At 73.9% G+C, this 21,233-nt stretch carries 13 protein-coding genes; 9 read left to right on the top strand and 4 right to left on the bottom strand.

The window, feature by feature from the left end; translation table 11 throughout:
- Positions 1-338 precede the first annotated feature (338 nt).
- The 6 genes from ACI79B_RS13635 to ctaD all read left to right on the top strand — a co-directional run bounded on the left by ACI79B_RS13635 (position 339) and on the right by ctaD (position 13,388).
- Complete coding sequence (locus tag ACI79B_RS13635; protein ID WP_456928479.1) at positions 339-2,930, top strand: CHAT domain-containing protein; 2,592 nt, start codon at positions 339-341, stop codon at positions 2,928-2,930.
- A 50-nt stretch (positions 2,931-2,980) separates the two neighbouring features.
- Positions 2,981-6,283: a CHAT domain-containing protein gene (locus ACI79B_RS13630; protein ID WP_456928480.1), complete on the top strand. Its 3,303-nt coding sequence runs from the start codon at positions 2,981-2,983 to the stop codon at positions 6,281-6,283.
- A gap of 1,274 nt (positions 6,284-7,557) precedes the next feature.
- Positions 7,558-9,198, top strand: a complete 1,641-nt coding sequence (locus tag ACI79B_RS13625) for an FAD-dependent oxidoreductase (RefSeq protein WP_456928481.1) — start codon at positions 7,558-7,560, stop codon at positions 9,196-9,198.
- Positions 9,199-9,316: 118 nt separating this feature from the next.
- The gene (locus tag ACI79B_RS13620; protein ID WP_456928482.1) at positions 9,317-10,579 is read left to right on the top strand and encodes a DUF4032 domain-containing protein; all 1,263 of its coding nucleotides are present in this window, start codon (positions 9,317-9,319) and stop codon (positions 10,577-10,579) included.
- A 390-nt stretch (positions 10,580-10,969) separates the two neighbouring features.
- Positions 10,970-11,407, top strand: coding sequence for an ATP-binding protein (locus ACI79B_RS13615; protein ID WP_456928483.1), 438 nt, complete (start codon positions 10,970-10,972; stop codon positions 11,405-11,407).
- Between the two features lie 223 nt (positions 11,408-11,630).
- Entirely contained in the window at positions 11,631-13,388 is a 1,758-nt protein-coding gene (ctaD, locus tag ACI79B_RS13610; RefSeq protein ID WP_456928484.1) for an aa3-type cytochrome oxidase subunit I, read from the top strand.
- Between the two features lie 31 nt (positions 13,389-13,419).
- On the opposite strand, the gene ACI79B_RS13605 is transcribed toward ctaD, so the two are convergent.
- Both ACI79B_RS13605 and ACI79B_RS13600 read right to left on the bottom strand, forming a co-directional pair.
- The gene (locus ACI79B_RS13605; protein ID WP_456928485.1) at positions 13,420-15,333 is read right to left on the bottom strand and encodes an alpha/beta-hydrolase family protein; all 1,914 of its coding nucleotides are present in this window, start codon (positions 15,331-15,333) and stop codon (positions 13,420-13,422) included.
- Between the two features lie 219 nt (positions 15,334-15,552).
- Positions 15,553-16,014, bottom strand: a complete 462-nt coding sequence (locus tag ACI79B_RS13600) for a hypothetical protein (protein WP_456928486.1) — start codon at positions 16,012-16,014, stop codon at positions 15,553-15,555.
- Positions 16,015-16,122: 108 nt separating this feature from the next.
- Between ACI79B_RS13600 and ACI79B_RS13595 the strand changes: the two genes are divergently transcribed.
- On the top strand, positions 16,123-17,316 hold the full coding sequence (locus ACI79B_RS13595) for an NAD(P)/FAD-dependent oxidoreductase (RefSeq protein ID WP_456928487.1): 1,194 nt from the start codon (positions 16,123-16,125) through the stop codon (positions 17,314-17,316).
- Here ACI79B_RS13595 and ACI79B_RS13590 read toward each other — a convergent pair.
- Both ACI79B_RS13590 and ACI79B_RS13585 read right to left on the bottom strand, forming a co-directional pair.
- Entirely contained in the window at positions 17,295-18,023 is a 729-nt protein-coding gene (locus ACI79B_RS13590; RefSeq protein WP_456928488.1) for a B3/B4 domain-containing protein, read from the bottom strand. The two genes, ACI79B_RS13595 and ACI79B_RS13590, sit on opposite strands and share 22 nt — an antisense overlap.
- The gene (locus ACI79B_RS13585; protein ID WP_456928489.1) at positions 18,020-18,610 is read right to left on the bottom strand and encodes a helix-turn-helix domain-containing protein; all 591 of its coding nucleotides are present in this window, start codon (positions 18,608-18,610) and stop codon (positions 18,020-18,022) included. The genes ACI79B_RS13590 and ACI79B_RS13585 overlap by 4 nt, the downstream gene beginning before the upstream one ends.
- A gap of 59 nt (positions 18,611-18,669) precedes the next feature.
- Here ACI79B_RS13585 and ACI79B_RS13580 point away from each other — a divergent pair, with 59 nt between their 5' ends.
- Positions 18,670-19,788 (top strand): trans-sulfuration enzyme family protein, encoded by a 1,119-nt coding sequence (locus tag ACI79B_RS13580; RefSeq protein ID WP_457000155.1) that lies wholly within the window; start codon positions 18,670-18,672, stop codon positions 19,786-19,788.
- 94 nt (positions 19,789-19,882) lie between these two features.
- The gene (gene gdhA, locus ACI79B_RS13575; protein WP_456928491.1) at positions 19,883-21,232 is read left to right on the top strand and encodes an NADP-specific glutamate dehydrogenase; all 1,350 of its coding nucleotides are present in this window, start codon (positions 19,883-19,885) and stop codon (positions 21,230-21,232) included.
- Position 21,233: the final 1 nt, after the last annotated feature.

Here is a 21,233-nt window from a genome sequence, read left to right as displayed (position 1 = left end):
GAGGCGGTGGCGCGCATCGACCAGATGCGCCCATCCGGCTCATCCGTGGGGCATCCCGCACCGGGCCCCTGCGTCCCGGACCGCCTCCTCGGTGGGTCACGGCGGGATCAGGGTCGACCTCGTGCGTCATCCCGGCGTCACGGTCACGTCATCGAGGTGCGGTCGGTCCTCCGTGACCGCCTGTCGCCCGGGGTGTTCGAGCCGACACCGGGCCGTCGATGGTGCGGTCGAGACCGGCCGCACGCCCGATGACCGGTCGGTGACACGCCGGTGACGGAAGATGCCTAGCGTCGGCACGTCTGCCAGCCGAGTGTCGATCAGGCGGGGTGAGACCGCCGATGAGCCATCCGCGTGATGTTCGTGACGTCGGTTCGCCCGTCGCCGCTCTGCTCACCAGGGCGGGTCAGCTCCGGGACACCGGCGATCTCAGCGGTGCGCTCGCGGCGTCCACCGAGGCGGTCCGGGTGGCAGGAGCCCAATCGAGCGGCGCCCGGGCGCTCGCGCTGCTGGCGCAGGCGCGCCTGCGCCGTGAAGCAGGGGTGTCGGCCGGCAGTGAGCAGGCGCTGGCCGCTGTCCAGACGTTGATGGACGAGCTACCCCCGCAAGACCGGCCCGCCGTCGCGGTACAGCTGTGGATCGAGCAGGGGATCTGGGCCAAGGAGGCCGGGGACCTCGGTCAGGCAAAGCAGCTCTTCGAACGGGCGGTGGCGGGAGCCGAGCAGATCCCCGACGCGCTCGCCTCTGCACTGGCGAACCTCGGCGACGTCTTTCTCCATCGTGGCCGCATGGACGAGGCGCGCAGGCACCTCGAGCGCGCCGTACGCGTGAGCGCCGACGCGAACGACCGTCGGGGGGAGGCTGCGGGCCTGAACCTCCTCGGCATCGCTCTCCGCGGTGCCGGCGACCCGGATGGCGCCATCGACCACTGGTGGTCCGCCATCCGCATGGCACTGGCCGAGGGCCTGCCGAGGCAGGCGACGGACGCCTTCACCAACCTGCTGGTCCACAGCCGGGAGATCCCGGACGCGGACGTCCACGCACTGCTGCGCCGGGTCCTCGACTGGTATGCGTCCTCAGCCCTCCACGACGAGGCGCTCCTCGTGGGCGGCGTAGTCGCGAACCGTCTGGCCCGGGACGGTGACCCGGGAGCGGCCCGGGACCTGCTCGCGGAGATCCGCGACGAGCACCTGCGCGGCGGCCGGGTCGTCCCTGCGGTGTACGACCTGCTCAACCTGACGAATCTCGAGATCACCTGTGGCGACTACGGCGCAGCCGCGGATCACGCCCAGCTCCTCGTAGAGGACGTGGAGCGCCTGGGCCTGCTCGAGCTCCTCCACCCGGCCTACCTCGCGCTGGCGCAGACCCACCTGGGACGGATGGCCGGTGCCGAACCCGTGGACGTGACCGGGGTCTTCCGCGATGCGCATGCCGCGTACGCGCGGGCGGCGGAGGGCATTGATCTGGTGCGGGCCGGAGTGGACAGGCCGGAACGGCGCGAGCCCCTCCTGGGGGACCGGGAGCGGTTCTTCGACGAGGCCATCCAGTTCTATGCCCTCGCGTCCGACGCCCTCCCCGATCGGGCTTTCGGGCAGGACGCGTTCCTGATGAGTGAGCGCAGCCGGGCTCGGTCCTTCCTGGAACTGCTGGGTGCGGATCGGCTCGCGCGGGCGACTCATGGTGATCCGCTGGTGCGGCGGCGGACGGAGCTGACGCAGCAACTGCTCCGCGCGTCCGGGCGGGAGCCCGAGCGGGTCGCTCGGCTCACGGCCGACCTGCGCACTGTTCGTGGTCAGCTCGCGCGGGAGGCGCCCGCCCTCGCGGCGCTCACCGAGCAGGGGCCCGCCGGAGTCGACGACATCTGCTCCGCCATCCCGGCGGACGCGGCGCTCATCCACTACCACGTCACCGCGGACGCTCGGACGTTGTGGACCTTCGTCCTGACCGCCGAGGGCATCGCGGCCTCCTTCGAACAAGACCTCTCCGGCATCGACCTCCACGGCTTGATCCGGCGGTTCCTGGCGGAGGTGGGTGTCCGCTCCTCACCGGGGCGGCGGGGGGATGAAGCACGGCAGCGGAGGGATGTGCTTCAGGAGCGCATCCGCCAGGAGAGCGGCGATTCCGTCCTGCCGACGGGGCAGGAGCTGTCCGAGCTGCTACTGCCCCCTGAGCTGCAGGAACTTATCGGCGCCGCCGTCACGCACCTGCTGATCGCGCCCCACCGGAGCCTCCACGGACTGCCCTTCTCCGCCTTGCGGCATCTCGACGGCGATCGCGGCACCTGGCTCTCGGACCGGTTCGACCTCTCCGTCCTGCCGTCCAGCTCGTTCCTTCCCGTCTGTTCCTCACTCAGCCGCCCGGCGCCGCGGCCGGGCAGCGCCGTGGTCCTCGGCAATCCGACCGCGGACCTGCCCGGGGCGGAGGCGGAAGCGCTGCGGGTGGCCGACCGGCTCGGAACGGTGCCGCTGATCGGAGGTCAGGCGACCCGGCAGGCCCTCCTGTCGGTTCCTCCCGGCACAGCCGTCGTCCATGTCGCCAGCCACGGCGCCTACGACGACGCGGACCCCCTCCTGTCCGGCGTTCAGATGGCCGACGGTCGGGTGACGGTCGAGGACCTGATGGACGGTTCCGTGGCCACGGGACTGCTGGCCCTCAGTGGCTGCGTCACCGGCTTGTCCCGGCGCCGCCCGGGCGACGAGCTCACCGGCCTGACCCGCGCGGCGGTGACCGCAGGCACCGCCAGCGTCCTGGCCACGTTGTGGGAGATCGACGACCGGTCCGCGCCGGTCTTCTTCGACTCCTTCTACGCCGACCTGATGACGGGCCGGCCGAAGGACAGCGCCGTCGCAGCAGCACAGCGGCACATGCGAGAAGCGGGGTTCACATCGCCGTACCACTGGGCGCCGTTCGTGCTCATGGGCGACCGGCGATGACGCACCGCCATCGGGGCCGGCGCCGTGCGGGATGGCGCCGAGGGGGCCTGATGAACGTACGACCCGACGACGGTGACGCGCTGACCCTCCAGGATGTGCGGCTCCTCCTGGAGCGCGGTGACGTCGACACCGTGCTGAGCCTGAGTGGCCGAGGCCTCAGCCGCGGTGATCGTCGGTTGTCACGCGCGGCCCTGCTCCATGCCCGCGCCATCGCACTGGCCGAGTCGGCGGGTGGTGATCTCGGAGAGGCGATCCGCTGCCTCGAGGAGGCCATGTGTGAGCCTCCCGAGGATCGCCGACAGTCGGAGCCCGTCCTCGGCAGCCTCGCTCTGCACCGCGCCCACCTCGAGCAACGCCGTCGCCGGGCGGGGCCGGTCGACCTCGACCCTCCGCTGGGTCGTGCTCAGCCACTGGTCGCCGCCCTCGTGGAGGGAGCGGGCAGCCTGCTGTCGGCGTCCCGGGTGCTCGAGGCGGAGTTGCTGTTGTCGCGGGCCGTGGCCGTGGCCGCGGACAGCGAAGGTCCGGCCGGGGCGCGGTTTCGAGCCGGGGTCGCGGCACTGCGCCGAGTGCACGAGCAGCTCGGACAGGATCCGGGCGATCCCGTCGACGGCTCGCGCCGGCCTCCGACGCACAGGTCCGAGACGCAGGTGTCCGGCGGGACGGCGTTGCCACCGCAACCGGTCCTGCGCCTGCTCCAGCGGAACAGCAGGGAGTCGTGGGGGATCGCCGACGATGCACGGCAAGCGGCGTCCGCCGGCGCGATCGAACCTCAGCGGGCGGCACTCGCCGTCGCATTGGAGAACGCGCGCTTCTCCTACACCGCGCAGGAGCGGAACCAGTACCTCGAGATCCTCCGACAGCTGGCAGGAGCGGCTCGGGCGGGCCTTCTGACGGAGCTTGCGCGGCGGATCCTCATGTGCGGACTGGATGTATACCGGCGGACCGCTCAGGCGGAGGGCGAGCGGGAGGAGTACGCCGAGGTACTGGCCTGGCTCGGTCAAGTTGCCGTCGACGCCGGCGCCTACGGTCAGGCCCAGATCCTCGGCAGCGAGCTGGACCGGCTCGTCGCGAGCGGCGGCTGTCGGAGCTTCTGGGCCCGCATGGCGTTGGTCGTCGAGGGGCGCGCCCTCATCGCCCTCGGGGACACGCTCCCCGGCGTCGACCGGATCCGGGCGGGTGTGAGGGGCTCGACCGCCGACGACCGCAGCCGCTGGTTCGTCGACGGGATACGTGACCTCTACGGCGCATGCTTGACCCTCGGCGACCTGGAGGGCGCGTCGGAATGTCACGGTTGGCTCGCGGCCACCGGGGACCCCCGCGGGACCTCCCGACAGGAGATCCAGGCACGGGACCTGGAGGACTCGGACCTGGCCGGGGCGATCGACCTGTACGACCAGCTGCTCACCTCTGCTGATCAGCTTCCCGCGAGCGGCATCATCCGGATCTCGCTGCGACTCGGGCAGATCCTCCACGACCAAGGGCAGGACGACCGTGCGCTCGGGCATCTCAGCCGGATCTATCCGCTGATCGGTCAGCTCCGAGGGGCGGATCATCCGTCCCTGTCCGAGGTCGAGGAGTTGGCGGCGTCCCTGGAGTCCAGCGCTGGAAGGTACGAGTTCGCGCTGGGAGCGATCTCTCGCGCGACGGCACGGGACTCGCGGACTGCGGGGCGTCAACTTGCCGTCAGCTCCTCCACCCAGCGAGACCGGAAGTTGGGCGAGTTCCGTCGGCGCATCGAGACCATGGCCTCACTCGTCGTGGACCACTTCCGCCAGGACTCGGAGCCTGTTGGGGGGCTGTTCGCGCTCGTGCTGCGACAGAAGGGGGTCAACACCCACGTCGAGCGCCAGGTCCAACTCGACATCGTGGAACAGGCCGATGGCGGTCGTGAACTCGACGAGGCCCGGCGGAGTGCGGCGCACCTGCGTGCTCGGCTGAGCCAGGAGGCCCTGCGCATCCGGTCGGGCAGCCAGCGGCGACGACAGGTGGAAGAGCTCCTGCGTGAGCGGGAGGCGCTGGAGCGCCGCATGTCGATCCTCGTCGGTGGCCTGTCTCTGACCGGCTTGACCACCTATCCCGACCCCGTGGGGATAGCGATGACCATCCCCGAAGACAGCGTCTACGTCGACTACTACCTCCACACGTCGCCGTCCGCCCCCGGACGACCTCCTGTGACCAGGTACTGCGCATTCGTCGTTCCCGCCCGGACGGTCTACCGCTGGCAGGTGCTCGACCTGGGCGACGCCGCGACCATCGATCGACTCGTCGGTCAATTCCGGTCGACGGTCACCTCGACACCGACGTCGGGCAGGGACGCGGGCACGCAGGACGAGACAGGGCCCGGGAGTCTCCCGAGGGACCGGGATCGCGACGCAACGCGCTGGGGAGGGGAGATCCGCGAGCTGGTCTTCGACCCACTGGTGCCGTCCTTCGAGGGCCGGACGAGGCTGGTCGTGTCTCCCGATGGGAGCCTGGCGACGCTGCCCTTCGACTGCCTTCCGCTGGGCGAGACGGAGCAGGTCATCGACCGGTACCGCCTGAGCTACGCCACGTCGTCGCGTTCCGTGCAGACGATGGACGCCGCCGTCCTCCACGACCGCACGCCCGAAGCGGCTGCGGCATGCAGCGCTCCCCTGGTCATGGGAGCCCCCGCGTTCGACGAACCGCCCACTCATCAGCCCGAGCCCCCGGTCCCAGGCCTGCCAGGCGTCATGTTCCGGCCGCTCGAGGGCGCCGAGAACGAGGTGGACCAGGTCGGGAGGACACTCGGCGTGGCGCCGCTCGTCGGGAACGCCGCATCGAAGGCTGCCCTTCAAGCGACCAGCAGTCCGGTCATCGTCCACCTCGCCACGCACGGCTTCTTCCTCGACGGGGCAGAGGAGGCGGTGCTGGCAGAGGTGCCGTTGTTGCGCTCCGGCATCGCCCTCGCGGGCGCCAACGTCGGTGGCTCGGACGGCATCCTGCTGGCCGAGGAGGTCCTGTCGTTGCCTCTGCGACGAACCGCGCTGGTGGTCCTCTCTGCCTGTGAGACCGGACTGGGGCCGCAGGAGCGGGGCGAGGGGCCGGCCAGCTTGGGGCGGTCGTTCGAGGCGGCGGGTGCCGAGTCTGTCGTCGTGGGACTGTGGAAGGTCCCGGATGAAGAGACGACGAGGCTGATGGCGTCCTTCTACCGGTCGCTGGTGGCTGGCGCCGGCGTCGCTGACGCCCTGCGCGAAGCCAAGCTCGAGCTCAGACGGACGCACCCGCACACCTTCTTCTGGGGTGCCTTCATCTCCAGCGGAGGCTGGGGATCGATCGCCACGGACACCTGGCACGGAGGAAGGCCCTCCGCGGGCGGGCCCGACCGATCGTGACGGGGTGGGGGCGGGCGTGCCGGGGCCGGTCGGTGCGTCCTCGCCACCCGTCCGAGGAGCGAGCCCGAGGCGAGACGGCTTCACCATGGAGTGGCCCCACCGGGCATCGGGGAGGCCACCGGGAAGCGGTGGCACGTTGGATGCCGTCCCTGCCCATAGCGAGGCGCACGGCGCGGCGACGAGGAGCGGGCGCGGCGTCGTCACCGCTATCCCGTTCGAACGTTCACCCGCGGCGGCCGTTTTCCGGGGACCCGCCGACTGGACGGTCGACGTTGCCCGCACGCACGGCTGAGTGTGCGCCGACGTGGTCTGAGCGCCGGCCCGGGGGACTCGCCCAGCCGGCAGCATGGTTGGCCGGCGTCCCGTGGTGAGGGACGCGTCCCCGCGCCGAGGGAGGCCACGGCCACCGGGATCCGGTGATGGCTGCCGTGGAGTCGCTCGGCGCTGGCGGCGGCGCGGGGTCGCTGCCGCCGTCTCCGCCGCAACCTGGCCGGCGCCGCTGACCGTCGCCTCCATCCCCGGCCGCACGGCCCTCCTGCGCGGTCTCGCCGTGGTCGGCCGGGCGGGCGCCAGCCGCTCCGTCGGCGTCGGCGTCGGCGTCGGTACTGGTGTCGCCACCGAGCGGCTCGTCTGCCGCGGGCGCTCGGGGCTGCGGCTGCTCGACTGCCCGACGACGGGCCCGACCGGGCAGGACGGATTGCTGCGGGTGGGACCGGCCACAGCTCCTGTGGCCGTGGCGTCAAGGCGACGAAAGGGTGCGTCCGCCGGCGGACGCACGGTTCGCCGAAGGGGCAGAGCCCTCGGCGCTGTTCGAAGGAGCGCTCGTTGGCCGCGCGACCATGTCGGGTCCTCGCCACAGCGCCGAGGTGAGCGCTCGGCCGGCGTCCCGCTCCTGGGACGGTTGAGCCGGCCGTGGACGTCCCACTGCGTCGTAGAGCAGTCCCGGTGCAGCGCGAAAGCGGCGTCGAGGAGTTGTCCGTAGCGGCTGGCGGTGCCGACCAGGTTCGCATACACCACGACCGCCGCCACTATCCACGTCGGACGGGGGCGGCGCAGGCTCTGGAGTGCTGCCGCGGCCTCGGGGCGGCCGGCCCGCGCCCTGGGGACACGACCACGGCCGGCACCTGACCCACCGTCCGGTCCGCACGACGGCGCCTCGCGGAGCGGTGGACCCCGGGGCGGAGACGCAGCTCTCCTGACGCGGCGGCTGAGCGCCCACCCCACGAGGGAACCGCCCTCCGGCACACTGCCCGGGCACCGGCGGAGGGGGCGCGATGGACAGGCCCGTGCTGATGGCGGTGGACGACGATCCGGCCACGCTGCGCCCGGTGCAGGAGGAGCTGACCAAGCGGTACGGCACCGACTACGACGTCCGCTGCCTCACCTCGGCGGAGGAGGCGCTCGGCGACCTGGCGCAGGTGCGGGCGACGGGCGGGGAGGTGGCGCTGGTCCTCGCCGACCAGTGGATGCCCGGGATGACCGGCATCGAGTTCCTCGACCGGGTGCGGGCGCTGCACCCGGCGGCGAAGCGGTCGGTCCTGATCACCTGGAACGACCGGTCGATCGCGCCGGTGCTGCCGGTGTCGGTGCTGCGGCAGATCGACTGGGTCACCAAGCCCTGGCAGCCCGGGGACGAGCACTTCCACCAGGCGATCGGCCAGTTCCTGTACCAGTGGGCGCTGCCGAACCGTCCGCGGTTCCTGGCGGCCCGGGTGGTCGGGGAGCGCTGGGCGGCGCGTTCGCACGAGATCCGGGACCTGCTCAGCCGCAACAGCGTGGCCTACGGCTTCCTCGACGTGACCTCGGAGGAGGGCCGGGCGCTGCTGCGGGAGGTGGGACGGCCGGCCGCCCGGCTGCCGGTGGTCGTCCTCTTCGACGGACGGGTCCTCGAGGACCCGTCCGGTCTGCAGATCGCCGACGCGCTCGGCGTCCGGACCCGGCCGGATGCGCGCCCCTACGACGTCACGGTCGTCGGTGCGGGCCCCGCGGGGCTGGCCGCGGCGGTCTACGGCGCCTCCGAGGGGTTGCGCACGGTCGTGCTGGAGACCGAGGCGATGGGGGGTCAGGCCGGCACCAGCTCGCTGATCCGCAACTACCTGGGCTTCCCCCGCGGCATCCCCGGCGCCGACCTGGCACAGCGGGCCTACGAGCAGGCCTGGCTGCTGGGCGCGGAGTTCGTCTACGGACCGCGAGCGGTCGGCCTGGAGGCCTCGGGCGCCGGACTCGTCGTCTCGCTGAGCGACGGCAGCACGGTCACCAGCCGCGCCGTCGTCCTCGCGACCGGGGTGACGTACCGGCGGCTCGGGATCCCGTCCCTCGACGCGCTCGTCGGGGCAGGGGTCTTCTACGGCGCCGCGGGTCCCGAGGCGCAGGCGATGGCAGGGGAGGACGTCTACATCGTCGGCGGGGCCAACTCGGCGGGTCAGGCCGCGCTGCACCTGGCCCGCTACGCCCGGCGGGTGACGCTCCTCGTGCGCGGCGCCTCGCTGGCCGTCACCATGTCCGACTACCTGGTCCGCGAGATCGAGGCGGCGGCCAACGTCACCGTCCGCCACGGCGCCGAGGCGGTCGGCGGTGGCGGGGAGGGGCGCCTGACCCACCTGGTCGTGCGCGATCGCGGTGGCGGGGACACCGAGACGGTGCCGTCCGCGGGCCTGTTCGTGCTGATCGGCGCCGAGCCGCACACGCAGTGGCTGCCCGACGCGGTCCACCGGGACGACGCGGGCTACGTCCTGACCGGCGCCGACCGGCGTGGCAGCCCCGCGGGTCGTGGGGGCCACGCGTTCGAGACCAGCGTGCCCGGCGTGTTCGCCGTCGGCGACGTCCGGCACGGGTCGGTCAAGCGGGTGGCCTCCGCCGTCGGTGAGGGCGCGATCGCCATCCGCATGGTCCACGACCACCTCGGCCACGGGTGAGGGCCTCACCCGGGTCGAGCCTGCCGTCGACCTCTCGGAGGCCGGTGCGTTCGTGCGGCAGCCGGGGAGCCGCGCGCTAACCTCGGGGAGGACCGGGTCCGGGAACCGGAGGTCCGGGATGCGCTTCGTGTTCAGTCCTCCCGCCGAGGCGGCGGCCGATCTGCTGACCCTGCCCTGGGACGTCCCGCTCTCGCAGTGGACCGACGACCGGATCGTCGAGATCCCCCAGCACGGGCGCTCCCGTCACGTCGTGCGGTTCGTGGCCGAGGCCGGAGGCGTGTTCGCGCTCAAGGAGCTGCCCGAGCGACCCGCTCGCCGCGAGTACGAGGTGCTGCGCCGACTGCACGAGCTCGGCATCCCGGCGGTCGAGGTCGTCGGCGCCGTCGTCGACCGGCCCGGTGAGCAGCAGGCGGTGCTCGTCACCCGCTTCCTGGACTACTCGTCGTCCTTCCTGGCGCTGTTCGCCAACCCCCGGGGCGGGCACCTGATCGACCGGGTGATGAACGCGCAGGTCGAGCTGCTGGTCCGGCTGCACCTGGCCGGCATCGTGTGGGGCGACTGCTCTCTGGCCAACACCCTGTTCCGGTTCGACGCCGGGACGCTGGCCGCCTACCTCGTGGACGCCGAGACGGGGGAGGTGCACGAGCGGCTCACCCAGAGCCAGCGGGACCACGACACGGACGTCGCGTATGCGCGGGTCGTCAGCGAACTGACGGACCTGCGGGAGAGCGGCTCCCTCGCCGGGGACCTCGACCCGGCACTGGCGGCGGCCGACCTGGTGGCGCGGTACGAGCACCTGTGGGCCCAGCTGACCAGCGAGGAGGTGGTGTCGCGCGAGGACCAGCAGCTCCGCGTCGCCGGGCGCATCCGCAGGCTCCAGGACCTGGGCTTCGACGTCGGCGAGGTGGAGCTCGTCGAGGACCCGGCCGGCGGGAGCCGACTGCACCTCACCACCCGCGTCGCCGAACCCGGCGACTGCCGGCGGGCACTGTTCAGCCGGACCGGGCTGGACGTCCAGGAGAAGCAGGCACGCCGCCTCCTCGCCGACATCGTGAGCTACCGCGCCGCTCTCGAGCAGGTGGTGGGAGGCCCGGTCTCCGAGACCGCGGCCGCCATCCGCTGGCTGACCGAGAGCTACCAGCCGACGATCGCCGCCATCCCCGCGCACCTGCGCAGCCGGCTGGACACCGCCGAGATCTTCCACGAGGTCCTCGAGCACCGGTGGTTCCTGTCCGAGGCGGCCGGCCGGGACGTCGGGATGCAGGCCGCGGTGCGGGACTACGTCGACCGGGTGCTGCCGGCAGTGCCCGGCGACCTGGTGACGCCGCCACCCTCGAGCACCGACCCGGGACCTCGGGCCCCGATGGGCGACTCCTCGTAGGGCCCGTTCCACCGTCCTCCGGGCCCGCGGTCGACGGCGCGGACCGAGCGACCGGAGTCCGGTGCCAGCCGGCAGCGAGGTCCACGCTCCCCGTCCCGCACCAGCCGGGGGCCCCGTCGCCCCGCGGATGCCAGGAGCCCGGTCCCTCGACCCCGTCCACCGGGGCGCCTGACAGCCATCTCCTGGTACACCTCGTGACCGCCGGTCACGCCTCGCCGGGGGAGCGCGAGACCGGCAGGCGACCGCGACCACCGCAGACCTACGCTCGGATTCCAGAACGGCAACGGACGCAAGGCGTACGGCCCCTGCGCCCCGCACGACGCCGAGGCCTCGAGTGGACGCGTTCCACCTGGTGCGGGGCTCGGCTCCTCCCCGAGCAGAGGGTGACCGATGGACCAGGTGCCTTGGACCCAGCGACCGCTCCCGACCGTGCCCGACGTCGCCCTCGCGGTCTGGCGGCGGGAGCTGTGCACGCCCATGGACCTCACGGTGAGCCGGAACGACCTCCAGGCCACGGTGCGCACGGCGGGGCTGCGAGACCGCGCGCCGGTGGACGCCGACGAGCTGCTCCTGGTCTTCGAGGAGCTGACCTCCAACGGCCTGCGCCACGGGCGGCCGCCGGTGACCGTCTGCGTCGTGGCCGCCAGCGGCGGTTGGCTCGTCGACGTCACCGATGCCGCGGTCGAGTGTCCTCCGGTGCCGACCGTCGACCGTGACCCGGTCGACGGGGGGCTGGGCCTGCACCTCGTGGCCCGGCTGTGCCGCACGCACGGCTGGATGGTCGACGACGGCCGCAAGCACGTGTGGGCGTGCGTCGCCGCGGCGTGAGCCCGAGCGGGACGGTGCTCGCCCGCGGCGGGGTGGTCGCTGTCGTCTCACGGGGTGTGGCGACGTGCGCCCACCGCGCCGAGGGGGCGCGCCGGTGGTGACGCCGGCCGGCGGGTCCCGCAGTGGGTGTCCGCCGGCAGCGCGAGGTGCATTGCCCCGGTCGTCCGGGACTCCTACCGTGATCCGCAGTCAGCGCCAGACACGGTGATGACGGAGGCGGACCATGACCATCGCCCCGGCGCCCATCGTCAGTCGCCCGTATGCCCAGCCCCCGCCCGCCCGGGGGTCCCGGCTCAGCAACCTGCTGCGGACCACGGACCACAAGACCATCGGCCTGATGTACCTGGTCACGTCGTTCGCCTGGTTCATCGTGGGTGGCTTCATGGCCATGCTGATGCGCGGTGAGCTGGGCCGGCCCGGGCTGCAGTTCCTGTCGCCCGAGCAGTACAACCAGCTGTTCACCATGCACGGCACGATCATGCTGCTGTTCTTCGCGACGCCGTTGTTCTTCGCCTTCGGCAACCTGATCATGCCGCTGCAGATCGGCTCGCCCGACGTCGCCTTCCCGCGGCTGAACGCCTTCTCGTACTGGCTGTTCCTGTTCGGCAGTGTCATCGCCGTCTCGGGCTTCTTCACCCCCACCGGCGCCGCGGACTTCGGCTGGTACGCCTACACCCCGCTGTCCGACGGCACGCACTCCCCGGGGATGGGGGGGAACCTGTGGATCGCGGGCCTGGCGGTCAGCGGTCTGGGCACCATCCTCGGCGCGGTCAACTTCACCACGACGATCGCCTGCCTGCGCGCGCCGGGCATGACCATGTTCCGGATGCCGATCTTCACCTGGAACACGCTGGTCACCAGCATCCTGGTGCTGTTCGCGTTCCCGATCCTCACCGCGGCGCTGTTCGCGCTGCTGGCCGACCGCCACCTCGGCGCCGTCGTCTACTCGGACGAGAACGGCGGCCCGATGCTGTGGCAGCACCTGTTCTGGTTCTTCGGCCACCCCGAGGTCTACATCATCGCGCTGCCGTTCTTCGGCATCATCACCGAGGTCATCCCGGTGTTCTCCCGGAAACCGCTGTTCGGCTACAAGGGCATGGTCGGCGCGACGCTGCTCATCGGCGGCCTCTCGGTGACCGTGTGGGCGCACCACATGTACGCGACCGGCGCGGTGCTGCTGCCGTTCTTCGCGTTCCTGACCTACCTCATCGCGGTGCCGACCGGCATCAAGTTCTTCAACTGGATCGGCACGATGTGGCGCGGCCAGCTGACGTTCGAGACACCGATGCTCTGGTCGGTCGGTTTCCTGGTGACCTTCCTGCTGGGCGGGCTCACCGGGGTGCTGCTGGCCAGCCCGCCGCTGGACTGGCACCTGAACGACAGCTACTTCGTCGTCGCGCACTTCCACTACGTGGTCTTCGGCACCGTGGTGTTCGCGGCCAACGCCGGGATCGCGTTCTGGTTCCCCAAGCTGTGCGGCCGGATGATGGACGAGCGGCTGGGCAAGCTGCAGTTCTGGATGACCTTCATCGGCTTCCACGGCACGTTCCTGGTCCAGCACTGGCTGGGCGAGGAGGGCATGCCGCGGCGGTACGTGGACTACCTGCCCACCGACGGGTTCACCGCGCTGAACACCGTCTCGACGATCTTCTCCTTCGTCCTCGGCGCCTCCATCATCCCGTTCCTCTACAACGTGACGAAGTCGTGGCGGTACGGCCGGCCCGCGCTGCGCGACGACCCCTGGGGGTACGGCAACTCGCTGGAGTGGGCGACGTCCTCGCCGCCGCCGCGGCACAACTTCACCGAGATCCCGAAGATCCGCTCCGAGCGCCCGGCGTTCGAGGCGCACCACCCGGACCTGGTGCCGCGGCTGCACGCCGAGGCGCACGTCGGCAAGCGGCACCAGCCCTACGGCGGGGTCAGCGAGCTGGTCGAGGGCACCGGCCCGCGTCAGGGCCCGAACGACCCCGACTTCACCTGACCCGCCGGTCCAGGGCCGCCGTCCGGGCCGGTCAGCCGACGGCTCCGGGGACGACGGCGAACATCCGCTCGCGCACCGTCTCGCGCACCTGCAGCGTCTGCTCGATCCGCAGGAGCTGCTCCTCGGACGCGGGCAGCCCGAACACGTCGGAGAGGAAGCGGGGGAGGTCCGCGCGGTAGTCGTGCTGCGTCGCCCCGAAGGGCCCGGACGTCTGCGCGTTCTTCATGTCCACGAGGCTCTGGAAGAACGTCGTCAGCGGACGCCACCGCATCGCCGGGGGGACGCCGCGGGGACTGCCGGCGGCGACCGGCTCGGGGCGGGGCCGCGCGGCGCCCAGCCAGTCCGGGGGGTACCAGAGCAGATCCGGGCCGAACCTCGTCACGCCGTCGTTGTCGTGGCTGAGCAGGACGAAGCGGGGCGGTCCGCCGCGTCGTTCGACCAGCGCGGCGTACTGGGCGTGGTCGTTCACGACGGCGACGGCGTCGGGGTCGACGTCGAGGCGGTCGCCGCGGGTGACCTGGCGCATCCAACCGCTCCCGTACGGCGTGCCGATCCACAGCGCCCGGTCGATCCCCATCGCGTCGAGCCCGAGCGTGCCCCAGTGCAGGAACACGTCCTGGCTGGTGTGCGCGCCGAGGCTCTCGCCGAAGACCACGACGCGCGGACGGCGGCCGGGACGGTCGCGCAGGCGCTGGAGGACCCGCAGCCACAGCAACCGGTTCTGCTCCCGGGCGCGGGGGACCATGCCGAGGGACAGCGGCGACGGGCGGCGGGAGTACTGCAGGGCCACGGTGGCGACGTCGCCGAGCGCGAGGTACTGCAGCGCGGCCGTGGCGACGTAGTTCACGTAGCCGGTGCCGGTCGGCGAGACCAGGACCAGCAGCGACCGGTCGAACGCGCCGGTCCGCTCCAGCTCGGCCATCGCGAGGTCCACCCGCGCGCGGGGGGTCGGCGCGTTGTCCAGCCCGACGTACACCTGGACGGGGGCGGCGCGCGCGGGCGTGCCCATGACGGTCTCGATGGACAGGTCCGGCACGCCGTCCGGGAGATCCGCGACCGGGCGCGGGCGGACCGAGGCGAGCGCGTGCAGCCGGCCGTCACGCCCGAGGCCCTCCCAGGCGACGAGGCTGCCGGGACCGCCGCTGACGGTCGCGGGCACCCACCGGTCGCTCTCACCCGCCTCGAGCACCGGGACGTCGACCGACGTCCTCGCCTCGATCCGCCGCATCGCCCGGTGCCAGACGGTGGAGGCGCCCAGCCCCAGGCCGGCGAGGAAGCCCGCGTGGCCCACCGGGCGCCAGATCTCCGGAGGCCCGGGCAGGACCGTCCCCAGCCGGTGGGCGAGGAGGTCGACGAGGGCGTGCTCGCCGTAGGCGACCCCGGCGAAGGAGCCGACGACCCCCGTGGCGATCCCGAGGGACGACAGCGGTGACGGGGCCTCCGCCCCGGCCGCGCTCCCCGCGTGCTCACCTGCCCGCAACCGGTCCAGCACGTAGGCGACCGCCAGGCCCACGGGGACCGCCAGCGGGACGGAGGCGAGGCGCCCGTGCAGCCGCAGGCGGTCGTCCAGCGCCTGCGCGCCGAGCCGGGCCCCGCCCAGCAGCGCGCTCCCGAACCCCGTGGCAGCCAACCGCCAGGCCGCCTGGCGCACGGCGCCGCGGAGCGGGTCGTCGGCCCGCGGCGGGAACGCCCGGAGCGCCGCCAGGCCGAGCGGCACGGCCGCGCAGTCGACCGCGATCGTCCCGGCGCTCCGCAGCGACCCGGACGGTGCCCCTCTGAGGAGCAGGCGTGCCGTGGCCTCCAGCGCGTCCTGCGTCCCGGCCGAGAGCACGTAGTGCAGTCCCGTGGCCAGCCCGGTCACCAGTCCCTGGTCCGCCGCGCTGCGAGAGGAGAGGGAGGGAGCGAACGTCCCGGGGGCCATCGCCGCGGCCACGGCCAGCCCCACGTCGGGTGCGGTGCTCGCGGCCGGGTTCGCCCCGCGGCCCTGCCGTCCCGCTCGTGTCCGTCGCGTCCGGGCTCGTGCACGTCCCATGGGCGCATGGTGGGCCGGGTGGGGTGGATCGCGGCTCATCCTCCCGGTGCGAGCCTGCAGGGTCGCCACCCGGGTCCGACGCCGTCCGCGCACTCCGTCCCGGGCGCGCCGTCCGTCCCGCGGGCGGCGCGGTCAGCAGCCCGAGGTCGTCTCCTCCAGGAGGGCGTCGGCTCCCTGGACGAACGCCCCGACGGCGGTCGCCGCCGTGCCCAGCGTGCCGGCGGACGGATCGGTCTGCGCCGCGTCGACGGCCTCCCGGACGGCGTCGGCCTCGGCCTGCACGTCGTCGACGTCGGCGCCGTACTCGGCACGGGCCGCGTCCGCGAACTGCCCCCAGTCCTCCTCCACCGTCGCCCACGCCTCCTCCAGCGCGGAGGTGCCCTGCTCGACGACCGGGACGTCCCGCAGCGCCGCCAGGGAGGTGCGCAGGTCCTCCGCGGGACCGCACACCCCCGCGCTCGAGGACGTCGCCGAGGACGTCGCCGAGGAGGTCGCCGAGGAGGTCGCCGCCGGGTCCGCCGAGTCCGACGACGAGCAGGAGACGAGTCCCGCTCCCAGGGCCACCAGCGCCAGCACGGACACGCACCTCGACATGCCGCCGACCGTGCCCTCCGGCGGCGGGCGCTGCGTCGTCCCCGGCGGATGAGACCCGCGGGACCACCCCTGACGGCCACGCCGGCGGCGGTGCACGACGATCAGCCCGTGGACGCGAGCCCGGTACCCCTGTGGCAGGACGAGCCGTACCGCCCCCGGTCCCCGCTGGAGGGGGAGGCGCGGGCGGACGTGTGCGTGGTCGGCGCCGGCGTCGGCGGCCTGGCGACCGCCCGGCGGCTGCTCGACGCCGGCCTCTCCGTCGTGGTGCTCGACCGGCACGAGGTGGCGTCGGGCGCCAGCGGCCGCAACGGCGGCTTCTTCATCGCCGGCGCCGCGCCGATGTACCACGAGACCCGCGCGCTCTGGGGGCGCGAGCGGGCGGTCGCCGTCCACGCCGCGACGCTGGCCGCCCAGCGGGAGGTGCTCGAGGTGGCCGAGGCCGTCGGCGCCCGCGCGCACTTCCGCGTCGACGGGCTGCTCCGGCTCGCCGTCGACGCGGCCGAGGCCGACGACGTCCGGGCCAACGCCGCCGCCCTCGCCGAGGACGGCTTCCCGGGGGCGCTGGTCGCCGGCGACGACCTCCCCGGCCCGCTCGCCCGGCCGGAGCGGGCCGGGCTGCTCTTCCCGCACGACGGGTCGGTGCACCCGGTCCGCTGGCTGCGGGCGCTGGCCGCCGCGCTGGAGGCGCGCGGCGCGCGGGTCTTCGAGCGCTCGGCGGTGGTCGCGCCGCCGGCCGCCGACGGGGACGGCGTCGTCGTGCGGACGGCGGCCGGGACGGTGCGCTGCGACCGCGCGGTCGTGGCCGTCGACGGCGACCTCGCGGCGCTGGTGCCGACGGCGGCGGCCGTGCGCCCGCGGCGGCTCAACATGCTCGCCACGGCTCCGCTCGGGAGGGCGGTCCTCCCGTTCCCGGTCTACGCCCGGTACGGCCACGAGTACGTGCACCAGACCGCGGACGGCCGGATCGCGCTGGGCGGGTTCTCCGACCTCGACGGGGACGCCGGCTGGACCGACCGCGCCGAGGTCTCCGCGCCGGTGCAGGCGCGGCTGGACCGGTGGCTGCGCGAGGAGCTGCAGGTCGACGCGCCGGTCACGCACCGGTGGGCCGGCGTCGTGGGCTTCGCCGAGGACCCCCTGCCCCGGTGCGGGCCGGTGCCCGGCACCGGCGGTCGGGTGCTCGCGCTGGGCGGCTACAACGGCACCGGCCACGTGCAGGCGTGGGTCGCCTCCCGCGTGGTGGCGGACCTGGTCGTGAGCGGCGCGAGCTCCTCCGCCGGGCTCTACGCCCCCGTCGACGCCTGACCGCCGAGCAGCCGCCGGTGGACGACGGCGCCGGGGCCGAGAGCGAGCAGGGCGTCGGTGAGCGCGTCGGCGGCGGCGTGCGCGTCGTCGTCGGTCATCGGGTCCAGGACGTCGAGGACGAACAGCGCGCTGGTGGTGCCGGTGGTGATCCGGGTGCGGACGCCCTGCCGCCAGTTCCAGCGGCGGCAGGTGACCCCGGCGTCGTCGCGCCACACGACCTCGCCGGGCTCCGGGTGCTCGACGGCGGGCTCGCCGCCGGCGGTGGTGTCGAAGGGCTCGCTGCCGTCGGCGCGCACCAGCCGCGGCGGGCCGGCGTAGGCGGCGCGGTCCTCGCCGCCGAGCGGCAGCAGGTGGGCGATGGAGACGCCGTTGTAGACGTCGGTGATCCGGTCGATGCGCGGCAGCCCGTCCGGGTCGAGGCGGCGCAGCAGCGCCTCGACGCTGGGCCGGGTGCGCTGCGGCTTGGCGCCGAAGGCCCGGTAGGCCTCCCGCCAGGCGGCCGGGTGCGGCAGCTCCTCGGGTCTCCGCCCGTCCAGCCGCTCCCGCGCGGTGGCCTCGGCGGCGGCGAGGACGCGCTCGCTGGCCGCGTCGCTGGGGCCGCCCTCGAGCCCGTCGGCGGTGAGCAGCAGCGCCCGGTAGTCCGGGCGCAGGGCGAGCACGGCGTCGTCGACGGCGGCCGCGGCCAGCCACTCCTGCGGGTCGGTCACCTGCGTCCTCCGGGAACGTCGGGCTGGAACACGGTCAGGGCGAAGCGGGCGGGGGCGGGCGCGTCGGCGGGGGCGGCGTAGCCGTGGGGGACGTCGCCGGCGAAGGCCGCGGAGTCCCCTGCCGCCAGCCGGTCGGTGCGGTCCCCGACGCGGAGGTCGACCGTCCCCTCGAGGACCAGCAGCAGCTCCCGGGTGCCGGGGCTGTGCGGCTCGCTCGCGTGCTCCTCGCCCGGGTGGAGGGTCCAGTCCCACAGCTCGACGACGTCGGGTGGCTCCGTGCCGGCGACCAGCAGCGCCCGGCCGCCGTGCGGGCCGCGCCACAGCACCGGTGCCCGTCCGGCCGCGGTGACGGTCAGCGGGTGGGGGCGCTCGACGTCGACCAGCACGGGCAGGCCGACGCCGAGGGCGTCGCTGATCCGCAGCAGGGTGGCGATGCTCGGGTTGCCCTCGCCGTGCTCGATGGTGATGACCATCCGGCGGCTGACGCCGGAGCGGTCGGCCAGCTCGTCGAGGGTCCAGCCGCGGGCGGTGCGGTGCTGCCGGACACGCTGCCCGATCAGCTCGTTGACCCCTGGCGCTTGCGTCATCCCCGCTCCCTCCTCGTACGCTGCTCTCCGAAGTGCAACATACTGCATCGGAGGAGGTGGTGTCCGTGGAGCTGCGGATGGAGACCCGGCTGGCGGCCCTCGGCCGGGGGAGCGGAGCGCCCGGGCAGCCGCTGAACGTCCCGATCGTGCCGGCGTCGAACTTCCGCGCCGCCCCGGCCGGGACGGCGGGGCGGGAGTACTCCCGCGACGACGGCACGCCCGGCTGGGAGGCGCTCGAGGAGCTGCTCGGCGACCTCGAGGGCGGCACCGCGGTGGCCTTCTCCTCCGGGATGGCGGCGATCGCCGCGGTGCTCGAGCTGCTGCCGGTGGGGGCGCGGGTGGTGGTGCCGCGGGACAGCTACACCGGCCTGCGGGCTCTGCTCGCCGACGGCGCGGCGGCCGGCGGGCGCTGGGCGGTGCGCACGGTCGACACGACCGACGCCGGCGCGCTCGCCGCCGCGGCCGGCGACGCGGACCTGGTCTGGCTGGAGACGCCGAGCAACCCGCTGCTCCAGGTCGTCGACGTCGCCGCGGTCGCCGCCGCCGCCGGCGGCGCGCTCGTCGCCGTGGACAACACCTTCGCCACCCCGCTGCTGCAGAACCCGCTGCGGCTCGGCGCCGACTTCGCCGTGCACAGCGCGACCAAGGCGATCGGCGGGCACTCGGACCTGCTGCTCGGCGCGGTGGTGTGCCGCCGCCCGGAGGACCGGGCGCGGCTGGCCCGCCGGCGCGAGGTCGCCGGGGCCACGCCCGGCGCGCTCGAGGCCTTCCTCGCGCTGCGCGGGGCCCGCACCCTCGCCGTCCGGCTGCGCCAGGCGCAGGAGTCCGCGGGCGAACTCGCCCGCCGGCTGGCCGCGCACCCCGCGGTGCTGCGGGTGCGCTACCCGGGCCTGCCCGGCGACCCGCACTCCACCCTCGCCGCCCGGCAGATGCGCGGCTCCGGGACGGTGCTGTCCTTCGAGGTCGCCGACGCCGGCGCGGCCGACGCGGTGTGCGCCCACGTCCGGGTCGTGGCCTCGGCCACCAGCCTCGGGGGCGTGGAGTCGACGGTCGAGCGGCGGGCGAAGCTCCCCGGTCAGGAGCACGTGCCTGCGGGGCTGGTGCGCCTCAGCGTCGGGATCGAGCACGTCGAGGACCTGTGGGCCGACCTCGCGGCCGCGCTGGAGGCCGCGGGGTAGGTCCCGGGGTGGGTGCCGGGGCGCGCGGTCGGGAGGCGCATCATGGCCGCACCGCGGATCCGGAACGGGTCCGGCCGAGGAGCGGAGGGATCCCGTGGCCGACAGCCTCCCGCCGGTGGTCGAGCGCATCCACGAGGAGGTGCTGCGCCGCAACCCCGCGGAGCCGGAGTTCCACCAGGCGGTCCGCGAGGTGCTCGAGTCGCTCGCCGTGGTGCTCAGCCGGCACAGCGAGTACACCGAGATGAAGACCGTCGAGCGCATCTGCGAGCCCGAGCGGCAGGTCATCTTCCGGGTGCCCTGGCAGGACGACTCGGGCGAGGTGCAGATCAACCGGGGGTTCCGCGTCGAGTTCAACTCGGCCCTGGGTCCCTACAAGGGCGGGCTGCGCTTCCACCCGTCGGTCAACCTCGGGATCGTCAAGTTCCTGGGCTTCGAGCAGGTGTTCAAGAACGCGCTCACCGGCATGCCCATCGGCGGCGGCAAGGGCGGCTCGGACTTCGACCCCAAGGGCCGGTCGGACGCCGAGGTCATGCGCTTCTGCCAGTCGTTCATGACGGAGCTCTACCGGCACCTCGGCGAGTACACCGACGTGCCCGCCGGGGACATCGGCGTGGGCTCCCGGGAGATCGGCTACCTGTTCGGCCAGTACAAGCGGATCACCAACCGCTACGAGTCGGGGGTCATCACCGGCAAGGGCCTGGGCTGGGGCGGCGCGCTGGTCCGCACCGAGGCCACCGGCTACGGGGCGGCCTTCTTCGCCGAGGCGATGATGGAGGCGGCCGGGGAGTCGTTCGACGGCCGGCGCGTCACCGTCAGCGGGTCGGGCAACGTCGCCGTCTACGCGATCGAGAAGGTGCACCAGCTCGGGGGCACCGTGGTCGCCTGCTCGGACTCCAGCGGCTACGTCGTCGACGAGAAGGGCATCGACCTCGAGGTCCTCAAGCAGGTCAAGGAGGTCGAGCGGGCCCGGATCGGCGAGTACGCCGAGCGGGTCGGCTCGGCGTCGTTCGTGGCCGACGGCAGCGTCTGGGACGTGCCCTGCGACGTCGCGATCCCGAGCGCGACGCAGAACGAGCTCGACGGCGACGCCGCCGCCGTCCTCGCCCGCAGCGGCTGCCGCTACGTCGTCGAGGGGGCCAACATGCCGGCCACCCCCGACGCGGTCCGGGTGTTCCGCGAGGCCGGGGTCGCGTTCGCACCCGGCAAGGCCGCCAACGCCGGGGGAGTGGCCACCTCCGCCCTGGAGATGCAGCAGAACGCCTCGCGCGACCGCTGGACCTTCGAGCACACCGAGGCCCGGCTGGAGGAGATCATGCGCGGCATCCACGAGCGGTGCCACGCCACCGCCGAGGAGTACGGCTCCCCGGGCGACCTGGTCCTCGGCGCGAACGTGGCCGGCTTCCTGCAGGTGGCGGAGGCCGTCCACGCGCACGGCCTGGTCTGAG

It is taken from the genome of Geodermatophilus sp. SYSU D00879 (genome assembly GCF_054050375.1).
The sequence above is the reverse complement of the archived record's forward strand: the minus strand, read 5'-3'. Positions and strand labels throughout refer to the sequence as shown.

Excerpts from the sequence above, each read along its gene's own strand:
- ACI79B_RS13635 (WP_456928479.1), top strand. The coding sequence starts at position 339 with ATGAGCCATCCGCGTGATGTTCGTGACGTCGGTTCGCCCGTCGCCGCT.
- ACI79B_RS13630 (WP_456928480.1), top strand. The coding sequence starts at position 2,981 with ATGAACGTACGACCCGACGACGGTGACGCGCTGACCCTCCAGGATGTG.
- ACI79B_RS13625 (WP_456928481.1), top strand. The coding sequence starts at position 7,558 with ATGGACAGGCCCGTGCTGATGGCGGTGGACGACGATCCGGCCACGCTG.
- ACI79B_RS13620 (WP_456928482.1), top strand. The coding sequence starts at position 9,317 with ATGCGCTTCGTGTTCAGTCCTCCCGCCGAGGCGGCGGCCGATCTGCTG.
- ACI79B_RS13615 (WP_456928483.1), top strand. The coding sequence starts at position 10,970 with ATGGACCAGGTGCCTTGGACCCAGCGACCGCTCCCGACCGTGCCCGAC.
- ctaD (WP_456928484.1), top strand. The coding sequence starts at position 11,631 with ATGACCATCGCCCCGGCGCCCATCGTCAGTCGCCCGTATGCCCAGCCC.
- ACI79B_RS13600 (WP_456928486.1), bottom strand. The coding sequence starts at position 16,014 with ATGTCGAGGTGCGTGTCCGTGCTGGCGCTGGTGGCCCTGGGAGCGGGA.
- ACI79B_RS13585 (WP_456928489.1), bottom strand. The coding sequence starts at position 18,610 with ATGACGCAAGCGCCAGGGGTCAACGAGCTGATCGGGCAGCGTGTCCGG.